At 68.6% G+C, this 12,925-nt stretch carries 14 protein-coding genes and 3 pseudogenes; 11 read left to right on the forward strand and 6 right to left on the reverse strand.

Annotated features, from left to right (window positions below; genetic code table 11):
* The first annotated feature begins 227 nt into the window (after positions 1-227).
* Entirely contained in the window at positions 228-935 is a 708-nt protein-coding gene (locus GA0115254_RS13795; protein WP_093895567.1) for a B3/B4 domain-containing protein, read from the forward strand.
* 18 nt (positions 936-953) lie between these two features.
* A pseudogene (locus tag GA0115254_RS47550) lies at positions 954-1,079 on the forward strand (arsenical-resistance protein); the annotation flags it as partial.
* A gap of 440 nt (positions 1,080-1,519) precedes the next feature.
* Here the strand turns inward: GA0115254_RS47550 and GA0115254_RS13805 are convergent.
* Positions 1,520-2,197: a class I SAM-dependent methyltransferase gene (locus GA0115254_RS13805; RefSeq protein WP_093895568.1), complete on the reverse strand. Its 678-nt coding sequence runs from the start codon at positions 2,195-2,197 to the stop codon at positions 1,520-1,522.
* Positions 2,198-2,356: 159 nt separating this feature from the next.
* Here GA0115254_RS13805 and GA0115254_RS13810 point away from each other — a divergent pair, with 159 nt between their 5' ends.
* Positions 2,357-2,698 carry a hypothetical protein gene (locus GA0115254_RS13810; protein ID WP_141720816.1) on the forward strand — a complete coding sequence of 114 codons (342 nt, stop codon included), beginning with the start codon at positions 2,357-2,359 and terminating at the stop codon, positions 2,696-2,698.
* Between the two features lie 176 nt (positions 2,699-2,874).
* Here the strand turns inward: GA0115254_RS13810 and GA0115254_RS13815 are convergent.
* Both GA0115254_RS13815 and GA0115254_RS13820 read right to left on the reverse strand, forming a co-directional pair.
* A pseudogene (locus GA0115254_RS13815) lies at positions 2,875-2,994 on the reverse strand (transposase); the annotation flags it as partial.
* 7 nt (positions 2,995-3,001) lie between these two features.
* Complete coding sequence (locus tag GA0115254_RS13820) at positions 3,002-4,219, reverse strand: erythromycin esterase family protein (RefSeq protein WP_093895570.1); 1,218 nt, start codon at positions 4,217-4,219, stop codon at positions 3,002-3,004.
* A 58-nt stretch (positions 4,220-4,277) separates the two neighbouring features.
* On the opposite strand from GA0115254_RS13820, the gene GA0115254_RS13825 reads away from it, so the two are divergent.
* A complete protein-coding gene (locus GA0115254_RS13825) occupies positions 4,278-5,045 on the forward strand; it encodes a TioE family transcriptional regulator (protein WP_093895571.1) in 768 nt (255 codons plus the stop codon).
* Between the two features lie 40 nt (positions 5,046-5,085).
* On the opposite strand, the pseudogene GA0115254_RS47555 reads toward GA0115254_RS13825, so the two are convergent.
* Together GA0115254_RS47555 and GA0115254_RS47560 are read right to left on the reverse strand one after the other, a co-directional pair.
* Positions 5,086-5,301 (reverse strand): annotated as a pseudogene (locus tag GA0115254_RS47555) (Tn3 family transposase); the annotation flags it as partial.
* Positions 5,267-5,611 (reverse strand): Tn3 family transposase, encoded by a 345-nt coding sequence (locus GA0115254_RS47560; protein ID WP_370740871.1) that lies wholly within the window; start codon positions 5,609-5,611, stop codon positions 5,267-5,269. The gene GA0115254_RS47560 and the pseudogene GA0115254_RS47555, both read right to left, overlap by 35 nt.
* Between GA0115254_RS47560 and GA0115254_RS13835 the strand changes: the two genes are divergently transcribed.
* The gene (locus tag GA0115254_RS13835) at positions 5,578-6,087 is read left to right on the forward strand and encodes a Tn3 family transposase (RefSeq protein ID WP_093895597.1); all 510 of its coding nucleotides are present in this window, start codon (positions 5,578-5,580) and stop codon (positions 6,085-6,087) included. The two genes, GA0115254_RS47560 and GA0115254_RS13835, sit on opposite strands and share 34 nt — an antisense overlap.
* A gap of 232 nt (positions 6,088-6,319) precedes the next feature.
* Here the strand turns inward: GA0115254_RS13835 and GA0115254_RS13840 are convergent, their stop codons facing one another.
* Positions 6,320-7,813 (reverse strand): MFS transporter, encoded by a 1,494-nt coding sequence (locus GA0115254_RS13840; protein WP_093895572.1) that lies wholly within the window; start codon positions 7,811-7,813, stop codon positions 6,320-6,322.
* A 257-nt stretch (positions 7,814-8,070) separates the two neighbouring features.
* Between GA0115254_RS13840 and GA0115254_RS13845 the strand changes: the two genes are divergently transcribed.
* From GA0115254_RS13845 to GA0115254_RS13870, 6 genes are all read left to right on the forward strand, one after another.
* The gene (locus tag GA0115254_RS13845) at positions 8,071-8,442 is read left to right on the forward strand and encodes a YciI family protein (RefSeq protein WP_093895573.1); all 372 of its coding nucleotides are present in this window, start codon (positions 8,071-8,073) and stop codon (positions 8,440-8,442) included.
* Entirely contained in the window at positions 8,439-9,668 is a 1,230-nt protein-coding gene (locus tag GA0115254_RS13850; RefSeq protein ID WP_093895574.1) for an RNA polymerase sigma factor, read from the forward strand. Before GA0115254_RS13845 ends, GA0115254_RS13850 begins: the two co-directional genes overlap by 4 nt.
* Before the next feature lie 183 nt (positions 9,669-9,851).
* On the forward strand, positions 9,852-10,283 hold the full coding sequence (locus tag GA0115254_RS13855; RefSeq protein WP_256102560.1) for a VOC family protein: 432 nt from the start codon (positions 9,852-9,854) through the stop codon (positions 10,281-10,283).
* A 1,077-nt stretch (positions 10,284-11,360) separates the two neighbouring features.
* Positions 11,361-11,945, forward strand: a complete 585-nt coding sequence (locus GA0115254_RS13860; RefSeq protein WP_093895576.1) for an IPT/TIG domain-containing protein — start codon at positions 11,361-11,363, stop codon at positions 11,943-11,945.
* A gap of 145 nt (positions 11,946-12,090) precedes the next feature.
* Complete coding sequence (locus tag GA0115254_RS13865; RefSeq protein ID WP_093895577.1) at positions 12,091-12,282, forward strand: hypothetical protein; 192 nt, start codon at positions 12,091-12,093, stop codon at positions 12,280-12,282.
* A 234-nt stretch (positions 12,283-12,516) separates the two neighbouring features.
* A complete protein-coding gene (locus GA0115254_RS13870) occupies positions 12,517-12,924 on the forward strand; it encodes a YciI family protein (protein ID WP_093895578.1) in 408 nt (135 codons plus the stop codon).
* The last annotated feature ends 1 nt before the right edge of the window (position 12,925 follow it).

Below are 12,925 nucleotides of genomic sequence, written 5' to 3' on the forward strand. Positions count from 1 at the left end.
ACCACTGGAATGCACCATGCGGTCGTTTTATTGACACGACCCGGTCGATTCGTTGTACGGTTTAGTCGTTCCATTGAATATTAAGGGATGTGCCGTGATCGCTCTGCTGCTGGCCCTGGGCAGCTCACTCGCCTACGGCCGCAGGCCAGCAGCGCCGCCGCCTGGACCGCATCGGCCCCTGGAAACCCTGACCCCAGCCCGCCCGCACACAGGAAACGGAACTGCCCATGCCTGCCTTCCGCCTCACCCGCGCCATCACAGACGCCTTCCCCGACACCCTCATCGCCCTGGTCACCGCCACCGGGCTGCGCAGCCACGAGCCCTGGCCCGGCACCACCGCCGCCCTGCAGGAGCTGGAGCAACAGCTCGCCGAGGGCACCTGGCAGCCCGCCGACGAGACCGACCCACGCATCGAGGCGTGGCATACCGCCTACCGCTCCTTCGGCACCAACCCCCGCCGCATCCGCCCCAGCGTCGACGCGCTCGGCCGCCGCCTCGCCAAGAAGGGGACGCTGCCGCGCATCAACCCGGCCGTCGACTCCTACAACGCCGTCTCCGTCCATCACAGCCTGCCCGCCGGCGCCTTCGACCTGGACCACGTCACCGGCGACGTCGTCATCCGCCACGCGGACGGCACCGAGTCCTTCACCCCGCTCGGTGAACCCGACACCGTCGAGAATCCCAAGCCCGGCGAGATCATCTACGCGGACACCAACGGCGTCCTGACCCGCCACTGGAATCACCGCGACGCCCACCGCACCCGCGTCACCGAGGACTCCACACGCGTCGCCTTCGTCCTCGAAACCCTCCACTCGGCCCGTGACGGCCACATCCTCAAATCCGCAGCCGACGAGCTGCAGGGACTGCTCGCCTCTCACGCCGAACAGACCGCTGTGTATTACCTCGGCCCGGCACAATCCCGGGTCACCGTCTGAGACCTCAACCGGCCCGGCGCCGGCGTCGTCGGCCCGCTCATCGAGGCCCTGGTCCTGATCGGCCTGGTCCATGTCGCCCTCGCCGGCCGGTTCTTCCCCCGCCCCGATCCGGCTGCCGCTGAGCCGGCAGCCGGCCCGGCACGGATACCTACAGCACTACCGCGATCCGGTCGGCACCTGGCCCGGACGCGCCTGCGAGCCCGGCGGCTCGCCCGCGGCCAGCAGCGGATCACCTGTCGGCCCTCGGATTTCGTCGGGATGAACAGAGATCCTGTCCTCTTGTGGACGAGAAACGGGGACGGCGATGAAGACATTCCTGGTCGAGCGGTACGGCGACAGGGCCGGGGTGCGCGCCGGCGAGGTGTCTGTCCCGCAGGCGGAGTTCCCCCACCCCACCCGTCGTCGTACAAGAGCGCGCCGCCCGTTCCGTGTCCGCGCACAGCGGGGACTTCGTATACCGGCAGCTCGGACCGGAGGACGGCATGCCGTTGAGCCTCCTCAACCACCTGGCCGCGGACCTGGACAACCGGGATCCACGTGTCATCGACGGACCCGCTGCCCGACTCTCTGCCCCGGCCTCGAGATCAGCGGGGTTGGGGCTCAGAAACCGGTTCCGGCTTGCGGGCCATGAAGGTGGCGATCGTCCTCGTTGCCCCTTCGTCGGGTTCCTCCACCAGTTGTGCGCTGACGGCCAGGCCACTGCGGCCCAGCATTTCGGCGATCCGGGTCGGTGGCAGCAGGTGGGACTCGTAGGTCACCGGATGTCCGCCGTAAGCCTGCGTTGGACGCCGACGCTCGCCGTTTCCCACATGGCCGACCAACATCAGATGGCCACCGGGCGCCAAAGTGCGATGGAACTCGGCGAACACGAGTGGGAGCAAATCAGGCGGCGTGTGGTGAGTGGAGTAGTAGGCCAGGATGCCGCCGAGTCCGTCGTCGTCGAGCTCCAGCTCGGTCATTGAGCCCACAGTGAACCGCAGGTCCGGATAAGCCTCTCGGGCCAGGTCGATCATCTTCGGCGAGATGTCAACACCGAAAGCCGGCACCCCCAGCTCTGCCAAGTGTGCTGTCACCTTGCCGGGGCCGCAGCCCAGATCCGCGACGGGTTTTCGATCAGAGGTCTCCACGATTTCGGCGAACGCGGCCAGCGTCGCACGTGACAAGGGATCAAGCTCGGCGGGGGGCGCGACGCGGGCGGCGTAGTCGGCGGCGACAGTGTCGTACGACTCTCGGACCGCTGCGAGGTAGGCGGGTTCAGTCACGCCGCGAATCTAGACGAGCGCACTGACATTGATGCTGATACTCAGGTTCCGGTGGTCGTGGCTCGGCACTGACTGACGTCCTGCCGGGCTGTCTTCGCGGTGTACTGTCCGGCTGCCGGAACCTGTTCTCATGGCTCCGGTCGGGAAGGCATCATCAGCATGAAACCAGCGGCCTCGGACGACATGGCGAGCCAGGACGTGTTCGGCGGTGTCGACTCCCACGCGGACACCCTCCACGTTGCGGTCATCGGCGACAACGGCGGCCATCTCGCAGATGCCGAGTTCACCACCACCCGGGCCGGGTACGCCGCGGACGCGCCCAAGGACGACACCGTCACCGGCATACGCGCCCCGCACAACGCCGCCCGCTCCGTCGGCAAGGCACGCACCGCCGCCCGGAACCCCGGCCTGCGGGCCGCCCACGGAGTCGGCCCCGACACCGCGGCCCGGCTGCTGGTCACGGCCGGGGGTAACCCCGAGCGCATGCGGCGGCGAAGATGAGTACGGTCTGCCGGGGACCACCAGGTGCTGGTCGCGGCCGCGACCGCAGGTGTGGCAAGAACTGTCGGTCCGCGCTGCACTCGGCGTCGGGACACGACCAGTTGGGCGCGTCAACGGCCAGTGCGAGCCGCCCGTCGGCAGCCCTGGGCTGGGGCAGGGTTGCTGACGTCCGCCGGCATGTCCCCGCTGACGCGGCCGGAGCCCCGTGGCACGGGTGACAGGCCTGCGAAAGAAGCCAGGCGGTCAGCCGTGCCGAACGCGTCCACGTCTCCGCCGGTGGCGTGGATGAACTCGGCCCGCTGCCTAGCTCCGCGGGACGTCCTTGACGAACACGATGCCGTCGCCGTCCGCCAGGTGGGCCGGGTCAAGCGGGGAGTAGCCGAACCAGGGGGACACGCGGGGCGCGGGCCGTGTGTCGCCGAGGGCGGCGGCCAGCCGCGGGGCGTCGATGACGCAGCGGTCCTCCGGGAGCGCGTACAGGAGTCCTTCGACAGTGTCCGGCGGCGGCGTGTCCACTCCCTGGTGCCGGATCGTGCCGAGGGCCGTGGCCACGAAGGCGTACTCCTCGCCGAGCTGGGCGCTCACCAGCGCACCGGCGCTCCACCACTCCAGCGGCATCCCGCCCATCCGCATCGTGCTCTTGTTCCGCTGGAGATGGCCGTTGTGGGCGTGGATGAGTGCCGGGCCCCGTTCGGCGAGGGCGAGGAGGTTGTGGGCCATCATCTGGTCCCGCAGGCCCACCAGCCGGGTCATGCGAGCCGGTGAGGTGTCGGCCATCCAGTAGTGGTAGCGCAACAGACCGAGGGCGGTGCGCCCGTACAGTCGCGCCCGGTCCCGGTCGTCCCGCGAGGTCGCCGTGGTCAGGTGCGGCGTTTGCGCATCGAGCAGCGCCGCCAGATCGTCGGCGAGCAGGCGCAGTTGGCCGGCCTCGGCCGACTGCCCCGTGGACTGGGACGGGTCCATCATCGCGGCGGGATCGGTCCACCGGTCATCGGCGCCGAGCAGGCGGTCGAGTGTGTCCGCGGTGCAGGGGAGCAGGTCCGCGTCCACCCGGGTAGAGAGGTGGCCGTGGAGTGCGGTGAGGGCCTGCCGGGGGCTCGCGGCGTGGGTGATCTCCAGCGGGCCGTCGAAGCCGGCGAAGCGGAGCCGCTCGGACGTGGGCCGGTCGTCGTTGTCGGCGCGGACGTTGTAGGCGCGCATCCAGCGCACGAGCTCGCGGTTGGCCGCGGAGATGCCCCAGCCGTGGCTGATTCCCTGCTCCATGACCTCGTCGAGAGTGCCTGTGCCCGAGGTGACGTAGTCGTCCACGACCAGCCCCATCATGCAGTCGCTCTCGATCGCGATCGTCCGGTAGCCCTCCTGCTCGACAAGCTGGCGGAAGAGCTCGTTGCGCAGGTCGAGCAGAGCGTCCTCGCCGTGGGTGGGCTCGCCCAGGGCGAGCAGCCGAGGCCGGGCCGGCAGCAGCCTCATGACGGCGGCAGCGTCGACGGCATGGGAGGTGTCCTTGATGTCAGTAGCCATGCCTTCAACGCTATCGTTGAACCTTCGGTTGAAACTTTCCTGCGATATCGTCAGCCCCATGCGGAAGAACCTTCAAAGCGGTAGTCGGCTCAGGCCGGTTGATCTGGCGCGCGGGAACGGTCTGTCCACGCAGGCGATCAGGAACTACGAGGAGGCAGGCATCCTTCCGGCCGCCGGTCGCACCCCCCACGGCTACCGCATCTATACCTCGCTGCACGCCGGGGCTCTGCGCGCGTTTCTTGCCCTGGTGCCCGGTCACGGCCACCGGACGGCGACGTCGATCATGCGGGCCGTGAACCAGGGCGCGGTCGATGCGGCGTTCCGCCTCATCGACGAGAGCCACGCCCAGCTCCTCGCTGACCGGCAGACCGTCCAGGCCGTGGAGAGCGCCCTCCGCGACCTGGAGCCCACCGCGGCGCCCGAGCCCGGTTCCGAGCCGGCCGCGGTGTCCGGGCCCTGCGGCACGTTCATCGGGCCGCTGGCAGGGGAGCTCGGAATCCGGCCCGCAACGCTGCGCAAATGGGAGAGCGCCGGGTTGGTGCGCCCGCGCCGTGACCCGCTGACCGGGTACCGCGTCTACGACGAGGCGGACGTACGGGACGTCCGGCTGGCCCACCAGCTCAGGCGGGGCGGCTACTTGCTGGAGCAGATCGCCCCGCTGATCGCCCAGGTGCGGGCGGCTGGCGGGCTGGAACCGCTGGAGGCCGCATTGTGTGACTGGCGTGGTCGGCTGTGCGCCCGCGGGCGGGCGATGCTGGCCGGGGCCGCCGAGCTGGAGGCGTACCTCCGCGAGCGAGTTGATGGGAATACCGGCCCAGCACAATGATGTGATGCCGTACGAACGGCGAGAGGCGGGACTGGTCCTCGCCGCGCACCTCGGAGCCGTTGGCGGCGCGTAGCTGGGTGACGACGGCGTCCATGTGCCGGGTGTTGGACAGCCCAAGTGTGTTGAGGACCAAGCCGAGGGCGCCGATCTGGTCCTCCACGCCGTCCTGGTGATGCTGACAGGCTGCCCGGTCCGACCGTGGAAGATCTTCCGTGCGTGCGTCACGACCTTCCTGGAGGTTCGCCTGGACCTTGATCTGTCGGCCGTAGCCGGGTTCCGTCGGCCGAGCGCAGGATGTGCGAAGTCCTGACGATCCGGCCGTAGTGCGCGAGGACGTTGCCGAGCGGGGTGGACCGGTCATCGCGCGACAGCATCCGGACCACCTCGTAGTCGCGGACGGTGCTGGTGTGGATGGAGTAGATGATCCGACGCCGGTCCGGGCTCCGGCTCCCGGTTGACGAAGTGCAGTCGGCCGTCGTCGTCCAAGACGATCTGCGCGTCGTCCGGCAGACCCCCGACCAACTCGCAACAGGTGCCGTCCAGCAGCGCGCGGCCCGCGCCGCCATGTGCTCGTCGGCCGCCGCAGGCAGACCGAAGGAGGCCGGCACGGTGGCGTCATCACCGACAACAACCCCGTCGAGCAGGAGAAGACGCGAAGTTCAACGCGCTGCGCACGAACGCGGTGATCTTTCACAACGCCCTGGAAATTGCCGAGTTCGTACTCCGGCTTCAGGAGGAGGGCCACGTCATAGACCCCGAGGATCTGGCCCCCATCTCGCCGTACATGACCGAGCACATCCGCCGCTTCGGCGAGTACTCCACCCACGAACCCGGCCGCCTGCGGTCGGCCGGTGCCGAGGCGTACGACCCGCATCTCGATGCCGACTTCACCCCGCCGCGCGGCGACGACCCGCCCGGAGCCGTCGGCTGCGGGCAGGCCGCCCGACACGGGCCGCCGGGGGCGGCGGACCGGCGGGCCGATTCGTACTGGTCGACGGCTCGGGGCAGGACGACATGGGACAGCAGGAACCACTGGCTGTAGCGGTGGAGGTCCCACTCGTGGAAGGGGAAGGGGAACTCCTCGTGGAGGTCCTGGAAGGCACCCTCGAAACGGCCCAGCGCCTCCGCGGTCTGCCGTCCGTGTCCAGGTCCGCCTCGTGACCGCTGCTATCCACAGGATCAGTCGGGCGCCGGCCATGCTCGTCATGCGTGGAGGTGACGATGGAGTGCTGCGTTCGGACATGACAACCACAATGTCGGCCTCGGCAGGGGTTCTACGAGCGAGTCACCTCGTAGTCGGGGAGTGCGGCCGGGGCGGTCCGGGTTGCCGGGCGCATGGTCAGGATCAGTACGGCCAGCCCGGCGAAGATGGCCGCGGCGACGACGCCCGTGACGTGCAGGCTGGCGGTGAACGCCTCCCGCGCGGTGTGCAGCAGTTCCGCGCCCTGGCCGGCGGGAAGGTGTCGGCTGGCGGCGACCGCACCGGCCAGCGAGTCGGACGTGCCGTCCATCCGGCCGCGGTAGACGACCGCGGCCAGCACACCGAGCAGCGCGAAGCCGAGCGAACCGCCGAAGTAGTTGCCGGTCTCCGACATCGACGCTGCCGAGCCGGCGCGCTCCGGCGGTACGGACCCGACGACCAGCCCGGTGCCCAGCGCGAACAGCGGGCCGGTGCCCAGGGCCAGTACGGCGATGCCGGTCATCACCAACGGCAGGGCGCTCGCACCGTCGGCGCCGACCAGCAGCAGGCTGCCCAGCGCCGACCCCACCAGACCGCCGGCGATCGCGGTCGTCTGCTTCATCCGCCGGGCCAGTGCCGGCGCGGCCATGGTACCGACCGCCACGCCCAGGCCCATGGGCGCGAACAGCACCGCCGACGCGGCCGGCGAGAAGCCCAGCACGCTCTGGAGGAACTGGGTCACCAGCAGGCCCGTACCGGCCATGGCGATGCCGGCGAAGACCAGCGCGACGAGTACGGCCGTGAACGGGCGATTGCGGAGCAGCCGCAGGTCCAGCAGCGGTGTCTCCAGCCGCAGTTGCCGGCGTACGAACAGCAATCCGACGGCTGCGCCGACGACGAGGGCCACCGCCGGCACGACTGGCACGCTCTCGACGCTCAGCTGCTTGATGCCGTAGACCATCAGAAGGACCGCCGCGAGCGACAGTCCGACACCGGCCAGGTCCAGCCGGCCGGCCTGGTCGCTGCGGAACTCCGGCAGCAGGGCCGGCCCGGCGAGCAGCAGCAACGCCATCGCCGGCACGGCGACCAGGAACACTGATCCCCACCAGAAGTGCTGGAGCAGGACTCCGGCGAGTACGGGTCCGAGCGCGCCGCCGGTGAACTGGCAGGTCGCCCAGATCGCGATGGCCTTCCCGCGCTGTCGTTCTTCGCGGAACATGTTGGTGATCAAGGCAAGTGTGGACGGTGCCAGGGTCGCGCCGGCGACGCCCAGCAGCGCGCGCACGACGATCAGCATGAGCGGGCTGACCGCGAAGGCGGCCACGACCGACAGTACCCCGAACGCCGCTCCGCCGATCATCAGCAGGCGTCGGCGGCCGAGCCGGTCGCCGAGCGTACCCATCGTGATGACCAGGCCGGCCACCATGAGTCCGTAGCTGTCACTGATCCACAGCTGCTGGACGTTGGTGGCACCCAGGTCGGCGCTCAGCCGTGGGAGCGCGAGGAGCAATGCCGTCATGTCCATCGCGACGAGCAATGTCGGCAGCATGAGGACGACCAGTCCCAGCCATGCCCGGTTGACTCGCATATCCGAAACTCCCTGTTCTCTCGACGTTTCGCCGGTTGGTCGGAGCGGTCGAGAGCTTCTTGACACCGGTACGGACAGAAATCTCTCGCGTCTGCCACGGTGAGGCGTCACCAGACATGGCGACCTCGCGGCCCGGGCGATGCGACGGCTAAAAACTCATGCGAACTTTCTGGCGGAGGATGTCAAGACGGCGGCGGTGGCTCCGACCAACCGGTCGAAGGGCCCAGCCGGGGTTCGCGAACTACAAGGAGTACGAGATGCAGTTCCTGATCAGCATGTACATCAACCCGGCAGTGCTGGACGCGCTGACCGACAAGGAGAAGGGGGCGATCGGTGAGGGTCACGGCAAGTTCATCGAGGCGTTGAAGAAGTCCGGCGAGCTGATCACCACCCAGGCGCTGGTCGACCCGTCACAGGCCGTCGTGGTGACTGTACGCAACGGCCAGCCGGTGGTGACCGATGGACCTTTCCTGGAGTCCAAGGAGTATCTGGGCGGCTTCTACTTGATCGACTGCGAGAACAAGGAGCGGGCGATCGAACTGGCAGCGCAGATCCCGGACACCGCGATCGAGGGTTTGGGCATCGAGGTGCGCCAGGTGATGTTCGCTGACGGACAATTGGAGGCATGACAGCACCAGCACCAGCACCAGCACCAGTCATCGAGGACCTGCTGCGTGAGCTCACGCAGCAGGTCCTCGGCACGTTGGTACGTCGGCACGGCCGGTTCGAAGGATGTGAGGACGCCGTACAGGAGGCCGTCCTCGCCGCCACCGTGCAGTGGCCGGCCGAGGGAGTGCCGAACAACCCGCGCGGCTGGTTGACGACGGTCGCGTCCCGGCGGCTCATCGACCAGATGCGCAGTGATCACGCGCGCCGCGAGCGGGAGGCGGCAACGGCCACCGAGGTGGTGCCCGAGGAGGTACCGGACACCGACGACACGCTCGTCCTGCTGTTCCTGTGCTGCCATCCGACGCTGACCGCGGCCTCCCAGACCGCCCTGACGCTTCGGGCGGTCGGCGGCCTGACCACTGCCGAGATCGCCCGTGCATTCCTGGTGCCGGAGGCCACGATGGCGGCCAGGATCAGCCGGGCCAAGCAGCGCATCAAGGCCACCGGCAGCTCGTTCAGCCTGCCGGACGGGGCGGAGCGCGAGGAGCGGCTACGGGTCGTCCTGCACGTGCTCTACCTGATCTTCAACGAGGGCTACACCGCCTCCTCGGGCAGCGAGTTGCACCGCGCCGACCTTGCGCACGAGGCGATCCGGCTGGCCAGGATGGTCCACGCGCAGCTGCCCGAGGACGGCGAGGTGACCGGGCTGCTCGCGCTGATGCTGCTGACCCACGCCCGCCGCGAGGCACGTACGACGGCGGCCGGCGACCTGGTGCCGCTGGACGAGCAGGACCGTACGAAGTGGGACCGCGGGCTGATCGACGAGGGCATCGAACTGGTCAAGGCGTCGTTCGCCGACGCGGCGCTGGGGCCTTACCAGCTGCAGGCCGCCATCGCCGCCACGCACGCCGACGCGGCCACGGCCGACGGGACCAACTGGCCGCAGGTGCATGCCCTCTACCTGATCCTGGAACGGATCGCGCCCAACCCGATGGTCACCCTCAACCGGGCGATCGCGCTCGCCGAGACCGAGGGTCCGGCGGCCGGGCTGGCCCTGTTGTCCACATTGGACAGTGACGAGCGGATGGCCGCGCATCATCGGCTGCTGTCCGTACGGGCGCATCTGCTGGAGAAGACCGGCGACACGGCCGGGGCGTACGAGCACTACCGGCGCGCCGCGAAATCCACCGCCAGCATCGCCGAGCGGCGCTATCTGGAGTCCCGGGCCGGCCGGGTGAAAGCGTAGATTCTGGCTCGATCCTCGTGCGCGCTCAACCTGGACAACTGGGACGAGAACTGGGGTGTCTCCGTCGAGGCGCTGAAGGAAGAAGCGATCGAGGCAGCTGAACAGCTCCTGAGTAAGCAGCCGCCCGGAGAGCGCAAGGACTGACTGTCGGTCCATTCACCGTTGACCAGTGGCTCTGCTCGAATGGTCGACCAGAAATTGATCCGCAACACTCCGTATGACATCACAGCACCGCGTTGTCCTGTCAAGACTTATCCTGGCCGCGTGATCAACGGTGGACACGTCATCATCTACAGCCGTGATGCGGAAGCGGACCGGGCCTTCTTCAGAGATGTGCTCGAGTATCCGCATGTCGACGCGGGAGGCGGCTGGCTGATTTTCAAGCTTCCGCCGACCGAGGTCGCCGTGCATCCCACGGACGGCCCGGAGACGCAGGAGCTCTATCTGATGTGCGACGACGTCGAGGCAACCGTGAAGAACCTGACCGCCAAGGGAGTCGAGTTCACGCAGCCGGTGACCGATGCGCGCTGGGGACGGCTCACCAGATTCCGTCTGCCGGGTGGCGGCGAGGTGGGCCTGTACGAGCCCCGCCATGAGCGTGCTACCGACCTGTGAGGCATCCCGGCTCCGGGGGTTCCCGGGTGGGCGGCCACTGACGGTGGATCAGCCACCAGGTCAACCATCTGAGCAGAGCCGCCAGCAGTCGTCACACTCCGTCTGCGCTTCATAGAAGTCGTGCCAGAACCAGTACTCAGCCAAAAGCCATCTCCCCAAGCTCCCGAACCGCCCCAGCCGCGCGCAAGTTCGCCCGACTGCTCGTCGTGTATCCGGGGCGAGCGGTCGTGGTGGCCGCCCCCTGACCACGGCCGCAGCGTGTGGATGTCAATAAAACGTGAGGTTGTCCGCCGGCTGCTCGCAGTTCGCGGTGGGATACACCTCGACGCATGAGGGTGTCGAAGGACGGCAGAAGCGCGGGCATGTCGTCGGACCGGTGATTTCTTACGTCTTCTTCTCGGCCGGATTCCCGAATTCGCTCCCACTGGGTCGCGAAGTCGCATTCGCGATGGTTTGCCGGCGGGAGATCACGGCCGAAAAGGCATGGCACACACTCTGGAGGCCATCCGGTAGTGGCTGGCTTCGGTGAAATGATCTCGGCGTGATAGTGGCGGCAACGACCGGCGGTCGGCCACCGCTCTCGGAGTGCATTGAGAGATGGGCCAATCGGGTGATTAATTGGCGCAGGGGTTGATGGCGGTTCGTTCATTGGGGTTACTGAAGTCGTTGAACCGGTGGGCCGCCCATCCCTCCCCGGGGAGCTCGGCAATTGGCCCGCCCGTTTCGGCCCTTCCTGCTGGCAGGGCTCCGGCGAGCAGAGCCACTGCATGGCTGCTCCGGAGAGCCACCGGCCGGTGGGTGCTCCCGACATCGGCTGGTGAAGCGACCCGCCGTGCTTGAGACCGGGCAGCGGTGCGCACGTCGCGGCTGATGCCGTCGGCCCCGGTCGCCGTCGGATCCGCCCCCGTCCCCAGCGGACTCATCGCCGCAAGCCGCTGCCCGGTCGCCTTCCCCAAAGCCGAGTGCCGTTCTTCCTCTCACCCCTGACCGCACGTCGGGCACGAGGGAAGCCTGCCGTCGATCTCGGCCAGTCCCTGTGCGGACCGCAACGGTCCGCCTGTCGTAGGAGGAACCGTCATGTCCACAAACGCAACCTCGACCGACCAGTCGCAGTCGGCCGCCCAACTGCCTTTCCCCTTCGGCCCGCTGCTCCTGGCGGTCCTGCCCAACTCCGGACCGGTCGTCGGCGGCAATACGGTTCAGCTCCTCGGAGTGGGCCTCAGCGGTGCCACCAGCGTTCTGTTCGGTACCACGCCGGCCACCATCGTCTCCCAGGACATGCTGGGGCTCACTGTCACGATCGTGGTCCCGGCGAACGCCGCAGGCACGGTGCCCGTCACCGTCACCACCGGCGGTGGCACGAGCAACTCGGTGTTCTACACCTACGTGAACCCGTCCACGCCTGCTCCTCCCACCGCCACCAGTATCACCCCGGCCTCGGGCCCGGTCGCAGGCGGTACCCCGTTCGTGATCGCCGGCACCAACCTGAACGGTGGCACTGTCAACGTCAACGGAGTTCCGGCCACCGTGCTGGTCAGTGACCCCACCGGGATCCTGCTCTTCGGGATCATTCCGGCCGGCACCGCCGCGGGCAACGTCCCGGTCGTGGTCACGACCGCAGCCGGCACCGCCACCGTCCCCGGCGGATACACCTACATCTGACATCCCCCACCGCCTCTCACCTGCCACGTCGTCATGCCGACGGGCCAGAGCCGAACAACGCCGGTCTGCGAGTTCCTTACGCAGGCCGGCGCTGTCCGGAATCAGGGACGGCTCCGGGGCCGAGGCCGGTGAGATCGCGCCGGCCGTGGCCGACCGAGACCATCCCGCAGCCCGGGCAGCCGGTCAGATCGGCGTCGGACTCGACGACCAACACCACCAGACCCTGCCCACCGCCAACGTCGGGATCACGGGTGACGTCGAGGACGTGCATGCCCTCCGCATCGAACAACTCATCGTCCGAGCGCACTACGACGCGCCGGCACCATACGGACAGTGACGCACGCGAGGCCTTCTCTTGATTCAGTTGTTTGGTCGCTGTTGATCTCGGAAGGCCTCGCTCCGTCTCGCCCTCGCGCCACGCCGTGCACCCGGACACGACGACACGGCTCACCCAGGCTCCTCCACGAGAGCCAAAAAAATCGGAAGAAGATGTCGAGAACCCATGACCGGCTCCGTCCCCGCAATGAACGCGACCAGAATGGGCCGCACACCAGCACCGAGGAGAAACACGATGGCCAAGTATCTGCTGCTGAAGCACTACCGCGGCGCCCCGGCTGCGGTCAACGACGTGCCGATGGACCAGTGGACGCCGGAGGAGATCTCGGCCCACGTACAGTACATGCAGGAATTCGCGGCCCGCCTCGAGAAGACCGGCGAGTTCGTCGACGGTCAGGCGCTCGCCCCCGAGGGGACGTTCGTCCGGTACGACGGCGAGGGGCGTCCACCGGTCACCGACGGCCCGTTCGCCGAGACCAAGGACCTCATCGCCGGCTGGATGGTGATCGACGTCGACAGCTATGAGCGCGCCATCGAGCTGGCCGGGGAACTGTCGGCCGCCCCCGGGGCGGGTGGGAAGCCGATCCACGAGTGGCTCGAGGTGCGCCCGTTCCTGGCCTGCCCGCCCACCATCACGGAGTGAC

It is taken from the genome of Streptomyces sp. Ncost-T10-10d (assembly GCF_900091955.1).
Taxonomy (GTDB): Bacteria; Actinomycetota; Actinomycetes; order Streptomycetales; family Streptomycetaceae; genus Streptomyces.